This window comes from Marinifilum sp. RC60d5 (genome assembly GCF_052400665.1).
Classification (GTDB): Bacteria; Bacteroidota; Bacteroidia; order Bacteroidales; family Marinifilaceae; genus JBQTGK01.
The window spans coordinates 18,042-40,134 of record NZ_JBQTGK010000010.1; the positions used below are offsets into that span (position 1 = coordinate 18,042).

At 35.1% G+C, this 22,093-nt stretch carries 20 protein-coding genes; 10 read left to right on the plus strand and 10 right to left on the minus strand.

Annotated elements, in window-relative coordinates; genetic code table 11:
- Positions 1-52: 52 nt before the first annotated feature.
- Complete coding sequence (locus ACT3CE_RS15850; protein ID WP_444710749.1) at positions 53-2,248, minus strand: RelA/SpoT family protein; 2,196 nt, start codon at positions 2,246-2,248, stop codon at positions 53-55.
- 388 nt (positions 2,249-2,636) lie between these two features.
- On the opposite strand from ACT3CE_RS15850, the gene ACT3CE_RS15855 reads away from it, so the two are divergent.
- From ACT3CE_RS15855 to ACT3CE_RS15885, 7 genes are all read left to right on the plus strand, one after another.
- Positions 2,637-3,341, plus strand: a complete 705-nt coding sequence (locus tag ACT3CE_RS15855) for a uroporphyrinogen-III synthase (protein WP_444710750.1) — start codon at positions 2,637-2,639, stop codon at positions 3,339-3,341.
- Between the two features lie 10 nt (positions 3,342-3,351).
- Positions 3,352-4,644, plus strand: a complete 1,293-nt coding sequence (hemL, locus tag ACT3CE_RS15860; RefSeq protein ID WP_444710751.1) for a glutamate-1-semialdehyde 2,1-aminomutase — start codon at positions 3,352-3,354, stop codon at positions 4,642-4,644.
- Positions 4,645-5,171: 527 nt separating this feature from the next.
- The gene (locus ACT3CE_RS15865; RefSeq protein WP_444710752.1) at positions 5,172-6,113 is read left to right on the plus strand and encodes a pyridoxal-phosphate dependent enzyme; all 942 of its coding nucleotides are present in this window, start codon (positions 5,172-5,174) and stop codon (positions 6,111-6,113) included.
- A 64-nt stretch (positions 6,114-6,177) separates the two neighbouring features.
- Entirely contained in the window at positions 6,178-6,747 is a 570-nt protein-coding gene (locus ACT3CE_RS15870; RefSeq protein WP_444710753.1) for a transposase, read from the plus strand.
- A 55-nt stretch (positions 6,748-6,802) separates the two neighbouring features.
- A complete protein-coding gene (locus ACT3CE_RS15875) occupies positions 6,803-7,312 on the plus strand; it encodes a hypothetical protein (RefSeq protein WP_444710754.1) in 510 nt (169 codons plus the stop codon).
- Positions 7,313-7,419: 107 nt separating this feature from the next.
- Positions 7,420-8,538, plus strand: a complete 1,119-nt coding sequence (locus tag ACT3CE_RS15880; RefSeq protein ID WP_444710755.1) for a hypothetical protein — start codon at positions 7,420-7,422, stop codon at positions 8,536-8,538.
- A gap of 80 nt (positions 8,539-8,618) precedes the next feature.
- A complete protein-coding gene (locus tag ACT3CE_RS15885; RefSeq protein WP_444710756.1) occupies positions 8,619-9,020 on the plus strand; it encodes a TerB family tellurite resistance protein in 402 nt (133 codons plus the stop codon).
- Between the two features lie 158 nt (positions 9,021-9,178).
- Here the strand turns inward: ACT3CE_RS15885 and ACT3CE_RS15890 are convergent, their stop codons facing one another.
- The gene (locus ACT3CE_RS15890) at positions 9,179-9,925 is read right to left on the minus strand and encodes an acyl-CoA dehydratase activase (protein WP_444710757.1); all 747 of its coding nucleotides are present in this window, start codon (positions 9,923-9,925) and stop codon (positions 9,179-9,181) included.
- A gap of 78 nt (positions 9,926-10,003) precedes the next feature.
- Positions 10,004-11,278, minus strand: coding sequence for a double-cubane-cluster-containing anaerobic reductase (locus tag ACT3CE_RS15895; protein ID WP_444710758.1), 1,275 nt, complete (start codon positions 11,276-11,278; stop codon positions 10,004-10,006).
- Between the two features lie 307 nt (positions 11,279-11,585).
- On the opposite strand from ACT3CE_RS15895, the gene ACT3CE_RS15900 reads away from it, so the two are divergent.
- Complete coding sequence (locus ACT3CE_RS15900) at positions 11,586-12,254, plus strand: hypothetical protein (RefSeq protein WP_444710759.1); 669 nt, start codon at positions 11,586-11,588, stop codon at positions 12,252-12,254.
- A 66-nt stretch (positions 12,255-12,320) separates the two neighbouring features.
- Here ACT3CE_RS15900 and hemE read toward each other — a convergent pair whose 3' ends face one another.
- From hemE to hemA, 4 genes are all read right to left on the minus strand, one after another.
- The gene (hemE, locus tag ACT3CE_RS15905; RefSeq protein WP_444710760.1) at positions 12,321-13,352 is read right to left on the minus strand and encodes a uroporphyrinogen decarboxylase; all 1,032 of its coding nucleotides are present in this window, start codon (positions 13,350-13,352) and stop codon (positions 12,321-12,323) included.
- A gap of 93 nt (positions 13,353-13,445) precedes the next feature.
- Entirely contained in the window at positions 13,446-14,435 is a 990-nt protein-coding gene (gene hemB / locus ACT3CE_RS15910; RefSeq protein WP_444710761.1) for a porphobilinogen synthase, read from the minus strand.
- Between the two features lie 55 nt (positions 14,436-14,490).
- Positions 14,491-15,417 carry a hydroxymethylbilane synthase gene (gene hemC, locus ACT3CE_RS15915; RefSeq protein WP_444710762.1) on the minus strand — a complete coding sequence of 309 codons (927 nt, stop codon included), beginning with the start codon at positions 15,415-15,417 and terminating at the stop codon, positions 14,491-14,493.
- Positions 15,418-15,518: 101 nt separating this feature from the next.
- Positions 15,519-16,772: a glutamyl-tRNA reductase gene (gene hemA, locus ACT3CE_RS15920; RefSeq protein ID WP_444710763.1), complete on the minus strand. Its 1,254-nt coding sequence runs from the start codon at positions 16,770-16,772 to the stop codon at positions 15,519-15,521.
- Positions 16,773-17,057: 285 nt separating this feature from the next.
- Here hemA and ACT3CE_RS15925 point away from each other — a divergent pair, with 285 nt between their 5' ends.
- Both ACT3CE_RS15925 and ACT3CE_RS15930 read left to right on the plus strand, forming a co-directional pair.
- Positions 17,058-17,879: a hypothetical protein gene (locus ACT3CE_RS15925; RefSeq protein WP_444710764.1), complete on the plus strand. Its 822-nt coding sequence runs from the start codon at positions 17,058-17,060 to the stop codon at positions 17,877-17,879.
- A 196-nt stretch (positions 17,880-18,075) separates the two neighbouring features.
- Positions 18,076-18,372: a hypothetical protein gene (locus tag ACT3CE_RS15930; protein WP_444710765.1), complete on the plus strand. Its 297-nt coding sequence runs from the start codon at positions 18,076-18,078 to the stop codon at positions 18,370-18,372.
- Here ACT3CE_RS15930 and ACT3CE_RS15935 read toward each other — a convergent pair.
- From ACT3CE_RS15935 to ACT3CE_RS15945, 3 genes are all read right to left on the minus strand, one after another.
- Complete coding sequence (locus ACT3CE_RS15935) at positions 18,364-18,870, minus strand: hypothetical protein (protein WP_444710766.1); 507 nt, start codon at positions 18,868-18,870, stop codon at positions 18,364-18,366. The two genes, ACT3CE_RS15930 and ACT3CE_RS15935, sit on opposite strands and share 9 nt — an antisense overlap.
- A 23-nt stretch (positions 18,871-18,893) precedes the next feature.
- Complete coding sequence (locus tag ACT3CE_RS15940) at positions 18,894-20,594, minus strand: histidinol-phosphatase HisJ family protein (protein ID WP_444710767.1); 1,701 nt, start codon at positions 20,592-20,594, stop codon at positions 18,894-18,896.
- A 215-nt stretch (positions 20,595-20,809) separates the two neighbouring features.
- Positions 20,810-22,060 (minus strand): TolC family protein, encoded by a 1,251-nt coding sequence (locus ACT3CE_RS15945; protein ID WP_444710768.1) that lies wholly within the window; start codon positions 22,058-22,060, stop codon positions 20,810-20,812.
- Positions 22,061-22,093 lie beyond the last annotated feature (33 nt).

Genomic DNA, 22,093 nt, shown 5'->3' on the forward strand with positions numbered 1-22,093 from the left:
CTGAATAATTTGGAATTCGAACATCAGCCCGAATTCCAAATCAAGAACACCTTTAGCTTACAGTATCGAAACGAGAGACTCTGTGAACTCCTTTAATTCTTTTTAATTTTACGATTAGCGTATTTAAATGGTCAATATTAGAAACCACAACGGTAAGATTCCCCTCAAAAACACCCCCATTTGATTCCACAGATATTGATCTCATCTGAACCCGAAGATCTTTGGTGATAACCTCCGAGATACTACTCATCATCCCTAATTCATCGTCGCCCATAATATGAAGAACAGCCTGATAGGATGCCGCACCTTTTTCGGACCAGTTGGCTTTTACTACTCTGTAAGGATATCTGCTCTGCATTTCTTTTGCATTCGAACATCCTACGCGATGAATACTAATTCCTTTTCCTATGGTTACAAAACCAAAAATATCATCCCCAAAAATCGGATTACAACATTTTGCCAGTGAATAATCCACATTTGCAATGTTCTGATCTACAATCAAGACATCCTCTCCTTGTCCTTCTACTTTTCGTTTCGAGTAGTCGGGCATATCTTCAGGACTAACTTTTTCGCTTTCAACCTCTTCGCGGGTTAATACTTCCTTAATTTCCGATAAATCATGAAGTTCTGTCGCAATGCCATAATACAAATCAACAGCTAATTTGTATTTATAGGTATTCATAAGTTTACGGATATTCTCATCGCAGAAATCAATTTTCCAGTTTTTCATTCTGCGTTTTAACGTCTCCTTACCCAGATCTGCTTCTTTCAGCATTTCTTCTTTCATCGACTGGCGAATTTTATTCTTCGCTTTGGTTGTAACCACAAAGTTCAGCCAGTCGGATTTGGCTTTTTGCGTGTTCGAAGTCGTTATGGCCACCTGATCGCCATTACGCAAAACCTGACGAATCGAAACATTTCTTTGGTTTACTGTTCCACCAATACACTTTCCTCCCAAATCGGAGTGTATCGAATAGGCAAAATCGAGCAAAGTCGCTCCCGCAGGTAATTGCTTTAAATCTCCTTTGGGTGTGAATACATATATCTCTTTATTGTATAAATCAGCCTTAAACTTATCAATTAAGTCAATTGAGTTGCCTTCCTGACTTTCTAATACTTCACGAATATCCTGAAGCCAGTTGTCCAATCCACCTTCTGCTTTTCCACCTTTGTATTTCCAGTGAGCTGCAAAACCCTGTTCGGCAATTTTATTCATTCTTTTGGTTCGAATTTGCACTTCGACCCATCGATTTTTAGGACCTAAAACTGTAGTGTGTAAAGACTCATAACCATTCGATTTTGGAATGGTAATCCAATCTCTTAGCCTTTCCGGATTTGGGCGATACAAATCGCTAACCGCAGAATACACTTTCCAGCATTCGGATTTTTCCTTTTTATGCGATGTTTTTAAAATAATACGCACAGCAAAAATATCGTAAACCTCGTCGAATTCGACCTGCTTTTTCTTCATTTTATGAAGAATAGAAGCTACTGTTTTAGTACGAGCCTTCACCTTATATTTTAAGCCCAATTTATTGAGTTCATGTTTTATTGGATCAATAAAATCCTGAATAAATTGTTGTCGCTGCTCTTCCGAATCTTTCAGTTTCTGAACAATTTCGAAATAAGTATCAGGCTGAAGGTAACGCAACGCTAAATCTTCCATATCAGATTTAACATTATACATTCCCAACCGATGAGCCAATGGAATATACAAAAACTCAATTTCCTTAGCCAGTAATTGTTGCTCCTCAACGCTTTTATGTTCCATATTTCTTATGTGGAACAAACGATCGGCTAATATGATAAGAACGACACGCACATCGTCGGCAAAACTTAGTAATAGTTTTCTAAAATTATCGGTATGCTGCGTAAGGTTCTGACTATAGATATTCGTTACTTTTACCAAGCCCTGGATAATTTGAGCCACTTTAGAGCCAAAAAGCTCAGTAATCTCATCTATATTAATACGCTCTTTTTGAACAATATCGTACAATAAGGCACAAATGAGCGAAGTTCTTCCCAGTCCTAATTCTTCTACAGTAATCTGAGCTACCGAAAGAGACCTGTATATGGCCGGATCGCCATTGCTACGCCTCTCTCCTTCATGATCTTCCAGGCTTAAATCGAAGGCTTTTCTAATCAATTTAATATCTGCTCTTGAAATTATATTTCCACAGGTTTTTAGTAAATGTTTATACCTGTATAATATCTGTCTTCTTTCCTCTTCTCTATTATTTTCTATCATAATTCTCTTACTTAAACAAGAAATATAAACACAATTGCATTTTATTAATATGCATTCCTTAAAAGGCCTGTTTTATTTTTAAATAAACTTAAAGCACTTGTTTTTGTTTAGGACTTTAAAAGTATAAAAGCTATTAAGACTTGCCAAGCAGATTAAGACTTTTTAACCTTAAAAACTCAATAATAAATGAATAGAAAAACTCGAATCAATCTGGTTTCACTCAGAATCAATACATTGCTAATTTTATTGCCCTAAGAATATAAAAAGCTGCATGGATTTATTAAATTTGTTAGCTCAGAAAACAAATAATACCGATTCATTTTTGACTATTTCATTATCTATCGGCATTAGGCTATGAATAATCGATATTAAAGTAGTACAGCGAAAAATGACATCTGTTACACCCAAAAAAATACTTTTTACACGTTCTCTATCAGAATCTCATTACAAATTCGGTAAAGATTTAGGTTTATCTTTAAGTGATCATCCTTTTATCACAATTAAAATAAATGAACTTAAATCGTGCGATATTGAGACAATCAATGCATTTCCTGATTCGGCATGGATATTTACCAGTAGAAACGCTGTTAAAAGTGTTGCTCCTATTTTATCGAAACTATCAGTAAACGAAAAAAGAAGAATATATGCAGTAGGCCAAAAAACGGCTGCCGAACTTGCAAAATTAGGCTTGTACGCAAGTGTACCATCAAATCACAATGCTAGTTCTCTGGTCGACTTAATGTCTCAAAATAAAGAGGAGTCTTACATCTATTTTTGTGGAAATATTCGCAAAAATACAATTGTTAATTTTTTCCACGATCAGGAAATCGATTATCAGGAAATCGAGTGTTATCAAACAAAACTGGTTCAACCAGATGTTACTATTGATCTGTTCGATGCCATTTGCTTTTGCAGTCCGAGTGCTGTAAATAGTTTTTTTAAAAAATACAAGCTCAGCAATTCTGTTCCGTGCATAGCCATTGGGAGCTCATCGGCCGTTAAGCTTTTAAATTATACCGAGCATGTGGTAATGTCGGATACGGCAACTATTAAATCCATGCTCGAAATTTGTAACGAATATTTAAATTATTAAATCACACAATATGTATCAATACAAAAGAAGCTCGGAGCTATTTACCGAAGCTAACAAATACATTCCCGGAGGTGTAAACTCTCCGGTTAGAGCATTTAATTCTGTTGGTGGAACTCCTGTTTTTATCGAAAAAGCTAAAGGCAGCATCCTCACCGATGTAGATGGAAACGAATACATCGATTTTATTTCTTCGTGGGGTCCAATGATTTTAGGACATGCTCAGGAACAAGTAATTAAAGCCATAAAGGCTAAGGTCGAAAATTCTACCTCTTTTGGCGCTCCTACCGAATTGGAAGTTAAAATTGCCAGGCTTATTGTTGATATGGTTCCAAATATCGATAAGGTAAGAATGGTAAATTCAGGTACCGAAGCGTGTATGAGTGCCATTCGTGTAGCCAGAGGTTATACCGGAAAAAACAAATTTATTAAGTTTGAAGGATGTTATCACGGTCATGCCGATTCTTTCCTAATAAAAGCAGGAAGTGGCGCGAGTACTTTTGGCATGCCAAATTCTCCAGGAGTAACTCCAGGAACAGCAAACGATACGCTTACAGCAAAGTACAACGATATTGAAGATGTAAAACAAGTTGTTGCAGATAATAAAGGTGAAGTTGCAGCTATTATTGTAGAAGCAATTGCGGGTAATATGGGTTGCGTGCGTCCTAAGAAGGGATTTTTAGAAGATTTACGAGAACTATGCGACAAAGAAGGCATTCTTTTAATTTTTGACGAGGTAATGTCTGGTTTCCGTTTGGCTAAAGGTGGTGCTCAGGAATATTTTGGTGTAAAAGCCGATTTACTAACTTTCGGAAAAGTAATTGGTGGTGGCATGCCAGTTGGTGCTTATGCCGGATCGAGCAAAATTATGGACGTAGTATCGCCTGCTGGTCCTGTTTATCAGGCAGGAACCTTATCGGGTAATCCTATTGCCATGATTGCTGGTTATACCCTATTAAATCAGTTAAATAATAATCCTGAGGTTTACACTGAGCTTGCCGATAAAACAGAATATCTGCACAAAGGTTTAGATAAAGTATTTACAGAATCGGGATTTAATTACAGAATTAACCGCTGTGGTTCTATGATTAGCATTTTCTTTACGGATATTGATGTAGTCGATTTTGAGACTGCAGCAACTGGTAACAACGAAAAATTTCCAAAATTCTTCCACGAAATGTTAAAACGAGGTATTTATTTGCCACCTTCATCATTCGAGAGTTATTTCCTATCGAATTCCCTGACTTACGAAATGCTGGATAAAACAATTCAGGCTGCTAAAGAGTCTTTAGAAGCTATGAAATAAAAAATTTATTAGACCTTAAAGGTTTTAAAAAACCTTTAAGGTCTCTTAACAACAACAACAACAACAACAACAACAACAACAACAACAACAACAACAACAACAACAACAACAACAACAACCAATTGTATTGACTAATCTATTTGTTTACTTTTAGTACAGGCAACTAAAACCATAGCAATGCACTCAATCCTTCCTCGAGAGACTGGCCAATAGTATCACATTTACAATCGCGGAATTAATAGTTGTGACCTATTTTCTGAAGAAGATAATTACGCTTATTTTTTAAATTTATACGATAAGTACATCCATCCGATTGCTGATACTTTTGCGTGGGTTTTGATGCCAAACCATTTTCATTTATTGGTTCGCTTAAAGGATAATGTTACGTATAAATATACCAACGCAGACGGGTCTGTCGACCCTGTCCGGTTTAATGAATAAATAGACCAAAGAATTAGTCTTGATGAAAAATTTAGTAGATTTATCCCATTCATGATTAAATAAACGCATCTAAAGAGTCCTACGAAATGAATATCACAAAAGAAATATTACTGGAAACTCACCAAAGAATAAAACCTTTTGTTCACAGAACTCCAATTATGAGCTCTCAACTGATAAATGAAATTGCAGGTTTTGAAATCTATTTTAAATGTGAGAATTTTCAAAAAATGGGTGCCTTTAAAATGCGTGGTGCCACCAATGCAATTCTTCAATTATCGGAAACAGCAAAAGAATTTGGTGTTGCAACACATTCGTCAGGCAATTTTGCACAAGCATTGGCTCTTGCTGCAAAATTACAGGGAATTAAGGCTTATGTAGTCATGCCATCGAACGCTCCCGAAATTAAAAAAACCGCTGTAAAAGGATATGGCGGAGAAGTAATTGAGTGCACTCCCACTCTTGAGGCCAGAGAAACAACTTTAAATGATGTTGTCAACAAAACCGGTGCTATCTTCCTGCACCCCTATAACAATTATCAGGTTATTGCAGGACAAGGAACCGCTGCAATGGAATTAATTGAAGAGCAAGATAATTTAGATGCTATTTTTACTCCTGTTGGAGGTGGTGGCTTGTTAGCTGGTACGGCTATGGCTGCTCATTATTTTTCTCCACATACAAATGTAATTGCTGGCGAACCTATGGGCGCTGATGATGCCTGGCAATCTTTCCAAATAGGTGAAATTGTACCGCAAACCAATCCTCAGACCATAGCCGATGGCTTACTCACCTCTCTTGGAGATAAAACTTTTCCAATTATTAAGGAACATGTAAAAGAAATTATTCGTGTGGAAGAAGAAGAAATTATTGATGCTATGCGTTTAATTTGGGAACGAATGAAGATTATTGTAGAGCCATCGAGTGCCGTCGCTCTTGCTGCCATCCTTAAGGAGAAAGAAAAATATCAAGGTAAAAAAGTCGGGATTATCCTTTCTGGTGGTAATGTGGATTTGGGGAATTTGCCTTTTTAATATGAATTATAATGGTAGAGACGCGATGAATCGCGTCTTAAACTAACAAAAAAACACCAAAATAATGTCCGAAAAATTCCAAGGCAAATACCGAATTAAATCTGCCAGGTTGGAAAATTGGGATTATTCGGAGAATGCTGCCTATTTTATCACTATCTGCACGCAGAATCGTGAATCCTATTTTGGTGATCTATCAAAGGGTAAAATGATTTTGTCAGAAATTGGTGAAATTGTTGATGCCGAATGCTTAAAAACATTTGAAATGCGCCCTGATATGAATTTAATGATGGACGCCTACGTTGTAATGCCCAATCATTTTCATGGTATTGTTACTATTGGGGATAATCCATATAATACCGAATTGGTGGTGAAACATAGAGACGCAATGCATTGCGCCTCTACCGATACAACAAAAAACAAATTCGGACCACAATCCAAAAATCTGGCATCAATAATTAGGGGTTTTAAAATTGGTGTGACCAAACATGCCAGAAAAATTCATGCGGATTTCGAATGGCAATCCCGATTTCATGATCATATCCTTCGAAATGATAAATCGTTTCAAAGAATTAGAGATTACATCAAAAATAACCCTTTGGCATGGGCAAAAGATAAATTTCACACCACAGTTTAAGTTATCATTCGTAAATTTGTTATCCGACAAAAAACAGACTGAAATATATAAATTCATGGACTTTGAAGCAATCCTTTCAACATTCCCGGGTAAAGATGCCGCTGTTCTTATAGCCAAAGAAATAGCTAGAGAGCCGAAGCACATGCCTAAACTATGGAAATTTGCCACAGGCGATCATGAAAGGTCTTGGCGAGCAACTTGGTTGATGGATAAGGTTTATGATGAAGCTCCAGACTTGATTAGACCTTATATCCCCAAAATAATAGAGCTTATGCCTAGCTTAAAGTGTGAAAGCAAACAACGTCAGCTGCTCAAACTTATTAGCTCTGAACCGCTTCCCAAAAAACTTTCTGGTGAGTTTATTAATTGCTGTTTCGATTATTTACTATCAAGTTCAACTGCAGTAGCAGTAAAAGTTCACGCCATGCAGATTCTATTCAACTTTGCACAACAAGAACCTGATATTAAAAATGAATTGGCTTTAGTGATTGAAGAATGTATGATTCATGGCACCACAGGATTTAATGCTAGAGGTAGAAAATTGCTTAAGAAACTACAAGTTTAATCCATCTAAGTTTCATTTTTATTACAGATTGATATACTATACATTTTTAATTGCCGTTAATACAATCAGCATAAGAAAATCATATCATCTTGCAAAATCAATCAAAAATGGAAGCTAAAACAAGCTATAAAAACCGTTACCACTATCTTATATTATTCACCATTTGCTTCTCATTAGTTAACTGTTCTTCAAGTGATAATGATAGTCCAAGTCAAGATTTAATTGAGATATCGCATAATGGACCCGCTGCAGGAAACCCAGATGGAGACTCTGCCATTCCTACCGAAGCAGGACTCGAAGATGTATCTCAGCCCGATCGGATTATTGGCGATGGTACTCCCGAAAGCTGCACGGCCGAAGCATTTATTGATGCAGTTGCCAAAGGTGGGAAAATTGTTTTTGATTGCGGAACCGAACCAATTACCATAAAACTAAAAGAACCTGCGAAAATATTCAACGATGCCAGCAAAGAAATAGTAATTGATGGCGGCGGACTGGTAACGCTAAGTGGTGAAGGAAAAACCCGTATTTTATACATGAACACCTGCGATCAGGATCAACATTGGACTACTTCGCATTGCCAAAATCAGGATCATCCAAAATTAAGTCTGCAAAACTTGACATTTATCAATGGAAATTCCAAATCGGAAACAGAATATGACGGTGGAGGTGCAATTTGGATTCGTGGCGGACGTTTGAAAATGGTAAACTGTCGATTTTTTAATAATGTATGTGCCGATTTAGGCCCCGATGTTGGAGGTGGTGCCGTTCGAGTATTTAGTCAGTATGAGAACAAACCAGTTTATGTGACGAACTGTACATTTGGAGGTGCCGAAGGCTATGGAAATACAGGCTCGAATGGAGGTGCAATAAGCAGTATTGGTGTTTCCTGGACAATCACAAACAGCTTATTTTCTCATAATAAAGCCATTGGGAATGGTGGTAATCCGGCACAGTCGGACACTCCAGGTGGCGGAAGCGGTGGCGCTATTTACAACGATGGCAACAGCATGAGTTTAAATATATCAGGTTCGAAAATAGAGTACAATGAAGTTGTGCAGCATGGATCTGCAATATTTTTTGTTACGAATGATCATTCCGGAGATATTAAAATTAACAATTCGGTAATTCAAAACAATATTGGTGGTTCCTGGTATCCTGTTTATCCAGCTATATCAATGCATTCCGATACGCAAATTGAAGTTAACAATTCGATTATTGAGTAAAATTTAGATTCTTCATTTCTCACTCAATTTTAGTAACTTATACTAAAGGAAGATTTATTGTCGAATTAAAAGTCTGGAAAATGAGAAAAGAAGAGAAATTATACGAAATATTCGGCGAGTTACTTTATGCAATTGCTAAAGCCGATGGGGTAATTCAAAAAGAAGAAAAAGAAAGGCTAATACAATTACTAAAGGATCATGCTCTTGGCAAAGAAATATTATGGTCTTTCGAATTTGAAGAGTCGCACAATTCGTCGGTTGAAGAAATCTACAATAAAGTAATAAATTTTTGCCATGTTTATGGACCAGCACCGCAATATCAGGAATTTATAAGTGCTATGAAAATTGTTGCCAAAGCCAGCGAAGGAATTAAACCCAAAGAAATGAAATTAATTAATTCGTTCTCAGAAGATTTAATGGAGCGCTTTCAGCGTGATATTGATAAACTGAAACAATTTGAGAAAAAAGAATATTACAGGTAGATTATTTCTATGCAACAGAATAGTACTTCCAATAAGACAAAGTTCTCTCTTCACTTGTAACAAAGAGCGTTTTACTAACAAAATAGAACCCCAAAAATAGAAGTCGATTTTTGGGGTTTATTTATGATCTGATACACTAGCAAAAAATAGCCATTTCTTTATTCCTGGGCTGCTAAAACAGCCGCACCATAGGCACCTACAAACTGTGGTGATTCCGGAACAATAATATCCTTACCAAAGGTTTTTCTTAACAGATGAACCATGCATGAATTATTGGCTACACCACCTGCAAACATTAATGGAGAGTTTAAATTCTGACGTTTGATCATCCCCACAGCACGACGACAAACAGACTGATGAATTGCCAATGCAATATCGGCTCGCTGACAACCTTTAGCCAAAAGAGAAGTAACTTCCGATTCGGCAAAAACAGCACACATGCTATTAATTTCTATTCCTTCCTGCCCTTCTAAAGCCGAAGGTCCAAGAGAGTTTTGATCGTAACCTAACGTTGTGGCCATCATCTCTAAAAACTTACCCGTACCTGCAGCACACTTATCATTCATCTCAAACTTAAGCACTTTGCCTTTTTCATTAAGAGAAATAACCTTAGTATCTTGTCCACCAATATCGAGCACTCCCCTAACTCCCGGATACATAGCGGCAGCTCCTGTTCCATAGGCTTTTATCTCGGTAACAGTAGGATAATCGAAAGCAATTTCTAGACTGGCACGGCCATATCCTGTTACCATAATTTTATCAAAAGAAATATCTGCAATTAATTCTTTAACACGATCCACCGGATTATATCCCGATTCGCTTTGTTTGTTATGAATTATTTGTCCATCCTCCAATACAATTAACTCAATACTTCGGGAACCTATATCAATACCTGCCTGTTTCATTACTTAAATTGCTTGTGTGAAAAACAAAACAGAGAAACTCACTTGCTTCTCTGCCTTTGTTCTTTTGTATCTTTTTTTTTATTTAATGATCTCAACAAATGCTTCTACTCGTGTCGATAACTGCCCCATATCTTCCTGACTATAATCAGTCTCCAGGCGCATTATTGAAATACCATCTTTTTCTAATAATTTTTCAACCGAAAATGATTCCATAATATAAGGCTGACAAAATTGAAGTCCATAATGAATTACACCATCAGCATTATAATTTTTAGTCATTTCTTTGATGTGCTCAACACGTTCCTGATTTGGAGTAAACACAGCACAATCGATTTTAAAGTATCGATCTACAACTGCATCAATTAAACCTTCAAGTGTATCGGCAGAATCATCTGTGGTATTGCGCTGTCCGCGTTCGCCAATACAAGATTCTTCGCCAACAATAACAGCACCTGTTGCTTCAATAATTGCAGGGACTTTCCAATTTGGAATCGCCATAGGACAACCAGAAATAAGAATACGAGGAGCATTTTTGGCTATTGCACCTTTCTTTTCTTTCACCAATACTTCCAATTCGTCGCAAAGCGCATTTAATTTCTCAGTAAAACGAGCTGGATTATCTAAAAATGCAATTTGATTAATTAATAAAGCATCTAATCCTGATATTGGACAAGGATCGGCAGCACGTAATTTAGCCAATCGGCTTAAAGCGGCCCGTTTAGCATTTACAGTTGCAATACCTTCTTGTAAATCTTTCTTAGTAATTTTCTTACCAGTCATTTCTTCCAACTTTGCAAGAAAAGATTTAAACTCGTGAGTTAGTAATTTTCTACCCATTGGAGCCTTATTTTGAGGCATATCCATTTGGTAAAAATTAGGAACCATTTCTTTAAAAGTCTCAAAAGCTTTTTTCTTACCATCGCAGGTGTTTTCTCCAACAATAAGATCGGAAACTTCCATGTATGGACAAACCTTAGCCAAACTAAAGCCAAAAAATGATTTAATTAATGAACATGTGTTGCGAGGCAGAACCTTTTCTACTTCTTCCTGAGCAAAATCGGCACCAGAACACAATCCTACCGAGGTACATCCTGCAGCTAATATAATTTCTTCGGGAACAAAAACACAAAAAGAGCCAATAATCTTTCGACCTGCTTCCTGCTCCTCTCGTAGCTCCTTAATTCGGAGTCCGTGAGCTTCGCTCATCACAAAATCGAAATATCCCATAGCCTCGGGACGATGCTTTTGCGACATGAAAATAGATTGATATGCTCCACCTAAATTCTCAAGTAAAGCATCATGATTATCAAGGTCTAAACCAAGACCAGTCCACATTTTTGTGTAATCTGCCATTGTAATGTATATTTTATTTATTTGGTGTGCAAAAATAAAAAGCATTACGATTCATTCCTAACAAGTGCCTAAGTTTTTCAACATAAAATATAAATCTTCATCCCATTATATAAAAATATACTTCAATTATATGCTAGCTACTTTCACTTATTACAGAACTTAATCATTGTTAATGAATTCGTATTTTCCGAGATTTACACATACAACACAAGTATTCCTAAATAATTCACTTTCCCCTTGATTTGTCGATTAAAATTTATAAATTGCTTATCATTATAAATCCGTGTAAGTTCAATAAGAACTAATAATGATAAAGAAAAAAATCACAGAAAAAGAAAGAAAAGAATTGCGTGAAAATGCCGTAGCAAAAGAGTTCTACAGACTTGGTAAATTGTTACGCAAAAAAAGCAGAGCAATAATTTTTTACAGGTTTTTTGTTGCACTTTTAGTCCTATTTTTTTGTTCCTTCCTATATTTAAGAAAGCATTCTGAAACAAATATAGAAGTAATGCAGGCCAAGTTAGTATCTAAAAAAGATCGTGTTGTAAAAAAGGACAGCCTGCCACTTAAATCATCTCCGGTACTTAATCAAAAAACCTATTATACTGTATTTTTTAAAAATGAAAATTCTCATGCTTTAGCTCAGTTTGAGGAACTAAAAAGAAGCCAGAAATTTTGCAGGTTAATAAAAAAAATGGAGTTGCCTGATACAGAAATAATTTCAGATACAATTTTTAGAGATAGAAATAAACTTGCTAAAAATACTTATCCTTACCGTTATGCTGTTCAGTTAGGAGCTTATGAGTATGATTTTTTAAAAGATTATAAAGAAAATTTAATTTGGATGATTAGTCTTGAGGATAATGATTATTACAAATACAGAGTTGCTCCTTTTTACGGATATTCGACAGGCAAAGATTTTTTGAATAAGATTAAATTAAAAGAGACTTATATTTTACCTTATGTAATGAATTAAATTTTCATATCTGCAAAAAAAGAGGTGACGTTTTACTGCCACCTCCATTACTATATTTTACTGAGCTTATCGCGCCCAATCTGCTTCTTTTACTTTTTTCACTAAATATTTTACATTTTCGACCGGAATTGTTGGTAACAAACCATGTCCTAAGTTAAATATCCATTTGTGATCTTTTCTACCATAATTAAGATAATATTCAAATTCTCTATCGATAGCTTCGGGAGTTGATTCCAAAATGCGAGGATCGAAATTTCCCTGTATAATCATCTGCTCACCTACAATTTTACGAACTTCGTGCAATGGTATTTGCCAATCGACACTAATACAATCGCATAAATCGTAATTTACCATATTGATTCCTGTTCCTAAACCTTTAGGCAGATAAATGGTTTTTACACCTTTTTCGCGCACAGCTCCCAAAATGGCCTTAACCGATGGTAAGAACACTTCTTTGTACAATTCTACGGGAATTAAACCTGCATGTGTTTCAAACAATTGAAAAGCCTTAACACCATGTTCTACCTGTTTTAGTGCATAATGAATACTCATTTCAGTGATTTTAGCAACCACTTTCTTCATTACTTCCTTATCGCGATAAATAGCAGGAACAAAATCAGGAAAATTCTGATTTCGACTAAATCCCTGATACATGTAACAAAGTGTTGTTAAAGGTCCTCCACAAAATCCAATTAATGGAATTTCAGTTGGCTTAATTTCTAAAATGCGATCTATTGCCTGATAAATATGCTCTAGTTTTTCAGGTTTATCGTTCAAAAAAGTCAATGGATCTTTCACATCTTTAAGAGCCGTAGAAAAACTTGGACCTTTTCCTTCAAAACTAAGCTCCATTCCTAAAGCCTCTGGAATTACCAAGATATCTGAAAACAAAATTGCAGCATCTACTCCTAAATCGTAAATAGGAAGTAAAGTTACTTCTGCAGCCAGATTAGGAGTTTCCATCATCTCTTTAAATCCGTATTTTTCACGCAACTTCATATAGGATGGTAATACTCTCCCCGCCTGACGCATGAACCACACAGGTGGTCGCTCTCGCTTAATGCCATTAATGGTATCCAGAAATATTGAATTTGTCATATTCTTAGTTATCAGTTATCAGAAGTTATCAGTTGTCAAAATTAAATCGCTTAAAAAGCGGGCAATTGAAAACTAATAACAGAAAACTTATATTTATCTCTTGTTTAAAATTTCGGCTACTTCCTGAGCGTGATAAGTGATAATAATATCAGCACCCGCTCTTTTAATAGAAGTCATTATTTCCATCATTACGCGCTCAGCATCAATCCAGTCTTTTTCTCCTGCAGCTTTTACCATAGAAAACTCTCCACTTACATTATATGCAGCAACAGGAATATTAAATTCGTGCTTTGTACGGTAAATAACATCAAGGTAACTTAATGCAGGTTTAACCATAACAATATCGGCACCTTCGGCAATATCCATTTCAACTTCGCGAATTGCTTCATCGCTATTTCTAGGATCCATTTGGTAGGTGGAACGATCACCAAATTGAGGAGCACTATCTGCAGCATCTCTAAAAGGACCATAAAAACCAGAAGCATATTTTGCCGAATAAGCCATAATTGGAAGTTTCTCGAAACAATTTTCGTCCAATGCTTTTCTCATGTATCCAATTCTACCATCCATCATATCCGAAGGAGCTACCATATCAACACCTGCTTTTGCCATCGAAACAGCCTGAGCAGCTAAAGTAACCAATGTTTGATCATTATCAACATCTCCATCGACAATGGTTCCACAGTGGCCATGAGTAGTATACTCGCAGTTACAAATATCAGCAATAATATACATTTGAGGATATTTTGCTTTTATTGCACGAATTGCCTGCTGAACAATACTATGATCGTGAGTTGCTACGGTACCATCTTCATCTTTCGATTCGGGAATTCCAAAAAGTAAAACTGATTTTACTCCCGATTTAAGCAAGTCTCCACATTTTTCGACTAATAAATCTACAGACAACTGATCGTTACCTGGCATACTTTTAATAGGATTTTTAACTTTCTCTCCCGGACAAACAAAAAGTGGCATAATTAGATCGTTTACAGAAATTGATGTTTCTGCAACCATATTGCGCACAACTTTACTGTAACGCAATCTTCTCATTCGTGTTTCCGGAAAAAGTGGACGTAAACTCATAGTGTATGTATTTTGTAATTTTTTAATATAATATTTGAATTTTATCTTTTAACTGTTAAAGATAAAAATTAATTCCTTTGTCTTTACAAATGGCCTTCATTTTCACAGCCAATTCTTTAGCCTTATTTACCGATTCTGCTACACCCACCTCAATCTGTTCAACAATATATTCGTTGGTTTTAACATCACCCACAATAGCAATCATTGTAAGTACATTATCCAACACAAGAGCATGAGCTGCTAATGGAAACTTACAACCTCCTTCTATTTCGGCCATAAAAGCCCTTTCGGCCAATACTGCCTGCATGGTAGGTTTATGATTTACTTTTTCTATAATTTGGATGGTTTGCTTATCATCAGCTCTGCATTCTATGGCAATTGCTCCTTGCCCAATTGCAGGAATACTCTGATCTACATCTAAAAGTAATTTCTCATCATACGTCTTACCCAAACGATTCATTCCTGCTGCTGCCAAAATAATCGCATCGTACTCTCCATCAATCATTTTCTGTATTCGTGAATCGATATTGCCTCTAATTTCTTTAAATTTAATATCGGAACGTAAAGCAGCCATTTGTACTTTTCTGCGTGGGCTTCCTGTTCCCAACACAAAACCCTGTGGCATATTTTCTATGGTTTGAGCATTTCGGCTTAGAAATACATCTCTAACATCTTCGCGCTGAGGAAAGGATCCCAATTTTAATCCTTCCGGGTGAAAACTAGGAACATCTTTAAGGCTATGAACTGCGATATCTGCTTCTCCTTCGAGCATGGCATGTTCTAATTCTTTTACAAACAATCCGGTTCCACCAAACTCTGTTAACGAACGGTTTAAAACCCGATCTCCCTTGGTACTAAATTTCTTTATTTCGAATTCTACATCAGGATTTGCTTTTTGCAATAAATCAACTGTTTGTTGAGTTTGCGTATATGCTAGCAAACTTGGGCGAGTAGCGACTACTATTTTTTTTTGAACGGACATAAAGCTTGTATCTCTGCTTGTTTATATTCTAATAATTATGGAATAAAAAAGCCATATAAAACCAGGTTTATACAGCTTTTTATCGAAAGCTTCTAAGGGCTTCACGAATCCATATCTTTAAATATCATATTTAATGTTTCCATTGGACTAGATTGCTGTTTGTGATGATCTTTAAGGTGATTGATACATGCACGTGCAATTTTATTCACAATATTATTGGTAATGTGTTCAACTTTTTTTAGTTCCTCATCACTCAATTTATTTTTGTGATAATCCAATTCTTTTTGCTGTACTTTATGGAGATTTTCTTTTAAAGCGACTATAACAGGTGATAAATATTTCACTTCCAGCCAGGCATAAAACTCACCAATGAAAGATTGAATTATTTTTTCGGCATCGGGGATACATGCTTTCCTTTGCTCTATAGATTTTGAAATGTGTTTTGATAATTCATCAACCGTAATAACCAAAACATGATCTAAATTATCAATGGCACAATCAACATTTCGAGGCACCGAAAGATCTAAAATAAGCTTACACGATTCTGCTTTTTCTAAATGATCTAGTGTAACTGTAGGTTTAGGAGCACCTGTTGCAACGATAATAACCTCGGCCTTATTAATTTCCTGCGATAACTTCTCAACGGTTTCGTACTTAATATCGAATTTATTTGCCAGAGCTTCGGCTTTTTCAATTGTTCTGTTCACCAGTGTAAGCGAACGATTATTCATGTGTTTCAGTAAATTCTCACAGGTATCTTTTCCGATATCTCCTGTTCCATACAAAAGGAAATTACTAGATTCAAGCGTACTTACTTTATCTTTAATGTATTGAACTGCAGCATGAGCTACCGAGGCAGCACCTTTGCTTATTTCTGTGGTATTTTTAATTTTTTTACTTGCCTGAAAAACAAATGAAAAAAGTCTGTTTTGAAATGCATTTACCATTCCAAATTTTTCTGATTTATGAACAGCATCTTTTACTTGTCCAACAATTTGGAAATCTCCTATAATTTGAGAGTCCAAACCTGAAGTTACCCTAAAAAGGTGCTGAATACATTCATTTCCAAAAAGTGTATAACCGTTATTGCTAAAGTCTTCGCGACTCCCTTTGCAGTATTTTAAAAACAAATCAATAATCAGATCCAGTTGCGATGAATGAGCATATATCTCAGTACGATTACACGTCGATAAAATAACCATACTATCGAGTGCATTCTCCTTAGCTTCTTTCAGTATTTTCTCCTGATCATCAGATGTTAAAGAGAACAATCCCCTAACATCTAAAGCTGATTTTCTATAGCTTATTCCTACAACAAGTAATTTTTGTAGGTTTTCACGAATTTCTTTTGACATAAAAACGCAATTTGTTTTCCGATTTACTCTTGTACTTTATATTTACAATACCAGAGCCAGGGCCAAATATAACAGTATTTATTCAAAAAACCGACCATTTTCGATAAGTATAAGTGTATTTGCTTAGCACTTTAATTATTATGAAAACAATAAAAACCCTAAAAGGATTTTAATATCTTAAATGCCAAAATAATCGAAAGCAGTTTAATAATTTTACTACTATTCATATATTTATTCATTTAAAATAAATATAAGTTTTAAGTTAGGTAATTTTACATTTTAGATATGAAAAAAACAGAAAATACAATTGGAATACTTGGATGTGGTTGGCTAGGATTACCCTTATCTGAATTTCTCATTAAAAATCACTATTTTATTAATGCTTCGGTACGAAAAAAAGAAAAATTTAAGCAACTTAAAAACTTAGGAATTACTCCTTATCAAATTCAGCTCAACCCTCACATTAATATTAATTACGACAAAAGTTTTTTTAATTCTAAAACTTTAATTGTGAATTTCCCAGCCAAAGGTAGAGATGATATTATTGATTACCACAGTCAGCAAATTGTATCGCTATTAAAAGAAATAAAAGGCACCCCGATAGAGAATGTGATATTTATAAGTTCTACCTCGGTTTACGCCAACAGCAACTCTTCGCTTGATGAAACTGATGTTATAATTCCTGAATCGAAAACGGGAAGAGCACTTCGAATTGCTGAAGATCTTTTTCTTAAAGAAAAATCATTTCGAACGACTATAATTCGATTTGGAGGATTATTTGGTTATGATCGTAAACCTGGTCGATTTTTTGCCGGTAAAAAACAAATTAAAGGCGGCCAGGCTCCTGTTAACTTAATTCATCGCGACGATTGCATTGGTATAATCCATCATATCATTAAAAATAATTATTGGAATGATATTTACAATGCTTGTTGTCCGCAGCATCCTAAAAAAAGCGATTTTTACTTACAAGCTGCAAAACGAGAAGGATTCGATTTACCAGAATTCATAAATTCACTAGATCAGTTTAAAATTATTAGTCCGGAAAAATTGATTAGCAAAACTGGCTATCAGTTTAAATTTTTAAATCCTATTGATGCTTTGTAAATAGTAAGTACAATAATTTTAATATTAACTAAAATAGAATTGACTTAAAAGATTAATTTTTTTTAAATATATCGGTCTGATTTTCTTGTTAAAATAAAAAAAAGATCTAATCATCCTGTATTTTTATCGTGTTATCAATTTACTCTGAAGACTTCAACTATTTTAATTATTTTTGATTTATATTAAGAGAAAGAAAATGGTTTATATACTTTTAAAACAGCCAACAAAAAATATTGTTTCCTGGAAAAAGGCCTTCAACAAGTTTTGGGAATACCGAAAAATTGGAGGTGAACTTTCTTGTAATATTTATCAAACTCCAAAAAAAGAAAACGAATTAATTGTTCTTTCGCAATGGACAAGTATGGATGATGCCATTGAATTTCTTGCTTCACAATCTTTTGAGATGATAAAAGATCTGGAATCGGAAAAACCATTAACGGTAAGACTACTAAATCAACATACGATAGGACATTTTATTAAAACACTACACTAATTCCTCCACCAAAACAATAAGCTCCGAATTTATTTGTAGAACCAAATTCATAAGAGCATCGCAAAGAATTAAACCAAATTTATCGGAATACAATTCCTCTTCAAGTAAAATAATCTCTTCTGATAAATCAATACCATTTTGTGCTGACTGATTTATATTTTTAAGATATTCTATGATCTGAATAGAATGTAACATACATTTGTCATCGTAGAAAAGCGGATTAATATTCAGATTATTATCTGGAAATATTTTTTTCATTTGATCGTTTACCGAGATTACATACGAATTTAATGCATCAAATAAATCTGTAAAATTTTCCTGCAAATCTTCATTTTTCACTTCTTCGAGTTCCTCAAGAGTATTAATTACCAAAGAACTCATAACAAGTAAATACTCTTCTATTTTAACCAAATCATCATCCGATATTCCTGGCTGTAATTTGTAGAAATCAATAATTTGCTGAATAATTGCATTCCTGTTTACTCCTGCTTTTCCCAATTTACAATACTTATTATATATATTTACTCAGATAAGTTTAAATGTGTAGTTTCAAAAAATTGTGGCCCTAATTTGCCAATTACATCACCTACTTTTCGCTTTTCTCCTTCTATTCCTAAAATTGCATAACCTTTATTTCCGCGGTGTCCTAAGCGTAGATCGAGAACATTGATATTTTGCGATGCCAGGGCCGAAAGTAGAATTAATAATACTCCTGAAGAGTTGTTGTGTACCGATAAAATCATCTGTTCGCTTATTGCTATTGGCAAATTAACTCCATCAACTTCGAGAAGATAATTGTCTGCCTTTTTGAGGTCAGGAATGTCAAGATTATCTCCCACTCTTATTTCAATGAAACTATTGCCCCCGGTTCCTTCAACAAATTCTACAGCTTCACGAATACCATTATCATCACCCGAAAGGGTTAGAAATGCAGTTGCAGTACCATCATTATTCGAGTTAAGATGAGCTGTTTCCACATTAATTTCTTCGGAGGCCAAAGCATTAAATATCATTGACAAAACTCCTGGTTCATCTTTATGATGAGAAAATAGTCCTTTTTGTCTTTCTTTTTGATGTACTGGTAAAGTATGGCTAATGCTAACCGACTTATTTCCTTTACGAATTCGAATAGCGTCAAAATCGCCTAAAGATGTTGAACTTTTATGATGCTCGAGAAAGGTACGAAACGATCCACCGAAAGAAAATTTAGGAATTCGCCTTTGTTTTCGATCTTCAAATCTTAAATTGAGCATTTCAATCCCCAGATTCATTACTTTATATTTGTCCTCTTTAAAACCTGTATTTCTTAATGGACGCTTTTCTGGTATGCATTTCGAGAAACTTAAATAGTGCTTGTATCCTGCCTTATAGGCAAATTTAACTCCTTCTTCATAATGATTTCCCAAATTCTGCAAGCTATGAGTATCGGTTCCTAAGGCTATTGGAATATCAAGATGTTTTGCTCTTTGCAGAATACTTAAATCGGGGTAAATGCCACAACCTTTATTAATTCCTGCCAGATTTACATCTAATGCCAAATTATATTCACTAATCATTTCCAGTAGAAAGCGCATGCGACGTGCTAAAATATGATCAGAAGTATCGAGTTCTATTAAAGCTTTAGGCATTGGCACAAATAATTTGGGCAAATCTATATGACCAACAACTTGTATCATTTCCCATGAAGAATCGACCATTTCAATTAATTCTTCTATGTATCCGGCCCAGTAATTTTCTACTCCCCCCCGTAATTTTATTAACTGATTTGCTTCCTCAATTGATCCATCATAAGGGATTCCTTCTTTAGAAAAATGCAGTGAGCCAATTACAAAATCGGCATTTTGAGCCTGAAAAATTTTTGATCTGTTCCATTGCATGCCTAAATCAGGCCCCAGCCATTCCAATTCAATTCCAAATCTTATGTTTATTTTATCTCCATATTTTTGTTTCAGCTTATCAATTTGACTGGGATAATTAAAATATGCATTATCGCCACGAATAAACTTAACACCTAAACGTTTTTCGGCAGCATACCGAAAGCGTGTTAAACGTGGTGTGTGAATTATAAATGTTATATTAGGATGAGCTTTTTCAATAGCCAGTTCGGTAATCTTTTCGAATTCATCAACCCCATGTTTAACATGATCATTGCCTGTTCCGGCATGAATTCCATGAGTTTCCCATATAAAATATTCGTGGTTTTTGTTTCTACTTTGAGACATCTACTTTTGGTTAATGATTAATTGATGAGTAAAATTAATCATTTGCTCAGAATATAAAAGACTAAGTAAAACTGATTGCATAAAAAAACCCGTCTCTCAATAAAGAAAGACGGGAAACCGAAGTACCCACTACAATAACTTCGGTTACCAAACAAGGCGTTTTTATCTACTAATAAACAGTAGTTTAGTGCTTTTATTTACATCTGTGTTTGTCATTATTTCAACAAGGTTCCGCTAATTTTCTTAATTGTAACCTCCGATAATTTTGCATCGTAACGAGCTGAAGACTTACTATTTCTGGCTTCGATCAGATTTTGTTGCGCTTCACGAAATGTTGTTGATGTTACCTGACCTAAATTGTAATACTCTTTGGTTTGGTCGAAATTTAGCTGCGCAGCTTCCAAAGCATCCTCCTGTAATGATAAAATTTTAAGGTTGTATTGATAATCAGCGTAAGCATTTACCAGTTCTTTTTCCAGTTCCAATTCTGTATTTTGATATTCAAGTTCAGAATTTAATTTCTCAATTTTTGCATTGGCAATTTGTGTTTTCTTGCGCTTACCATCGAATATGTTAAAACTCACAGTTACTCCTCCTGTTAATTGTGTATTTGAATTGGTTCCTGCAATTTCATTTTCATAATAAGAATAGGAAGAATTCAAACTCACACTTGGCAACTGTCCTGATTTTGTTTCTTTAACCTCAGTTTCTTTTTGGCGCAATTGATTTGCCGCTATTAAATATTCTGCATTTTTCTCTAAGGTTTCTTTTTTCAGACCAAGCAAACTAAACACCTGAAATTCTGAACCATCGGGTACTAACTGAAATTTCGTTTCGGCTTTTCTTCCCAACAAAACATTCATTTCGCGACTTGCTTCCTCATAACTTTGCTGAGTTTGAAGATATGAGGTACTATCGCTGTTAAAATCTACTTTAGCATTTAAAACCTCGAGTTTATTGATATTTCCAAATTCATATTTCGATTCGCTTCTTAACAAGCGCTCTTTTGATATTTCCAGATTTTTCATTGCACTTTCAAAATCGTCATAAGCTTTACTCAATTGGTAAAATCCGGAAATCACACTCGAAATGGTATTCTCAATGTTATATCTTGCCATAAGGCCGCCCTGTTCTTTTTGAAGGTTTAAAATTTGATAATTATATTTTCCTCCAAAACCATCAAACAAAGTATAAGAAAAGTTCAAGGCTCCCGACGAGCTCACTTCATCGCTACTATGTTCTGAATAATTAACACCACCACTGGCATTTAAATTTGGCAGCAAACCCGCATTTCCTTTGGTAGCATTGTTTGCACTTACTTCAGCATCATTTTTTGCCACCTTAATATTTAAATTATTATTCAATGCAATTTGCACGGCTGTTTCTAAAGTTAAAGCTTCCTGAGCTTCAAGTTTAAAAAACGATATCATTAAAATTACAATTATTATTATCAGCTTATTTTTCATCTGTTTATTTTTTCATTTTAAGGTCATTTTTAT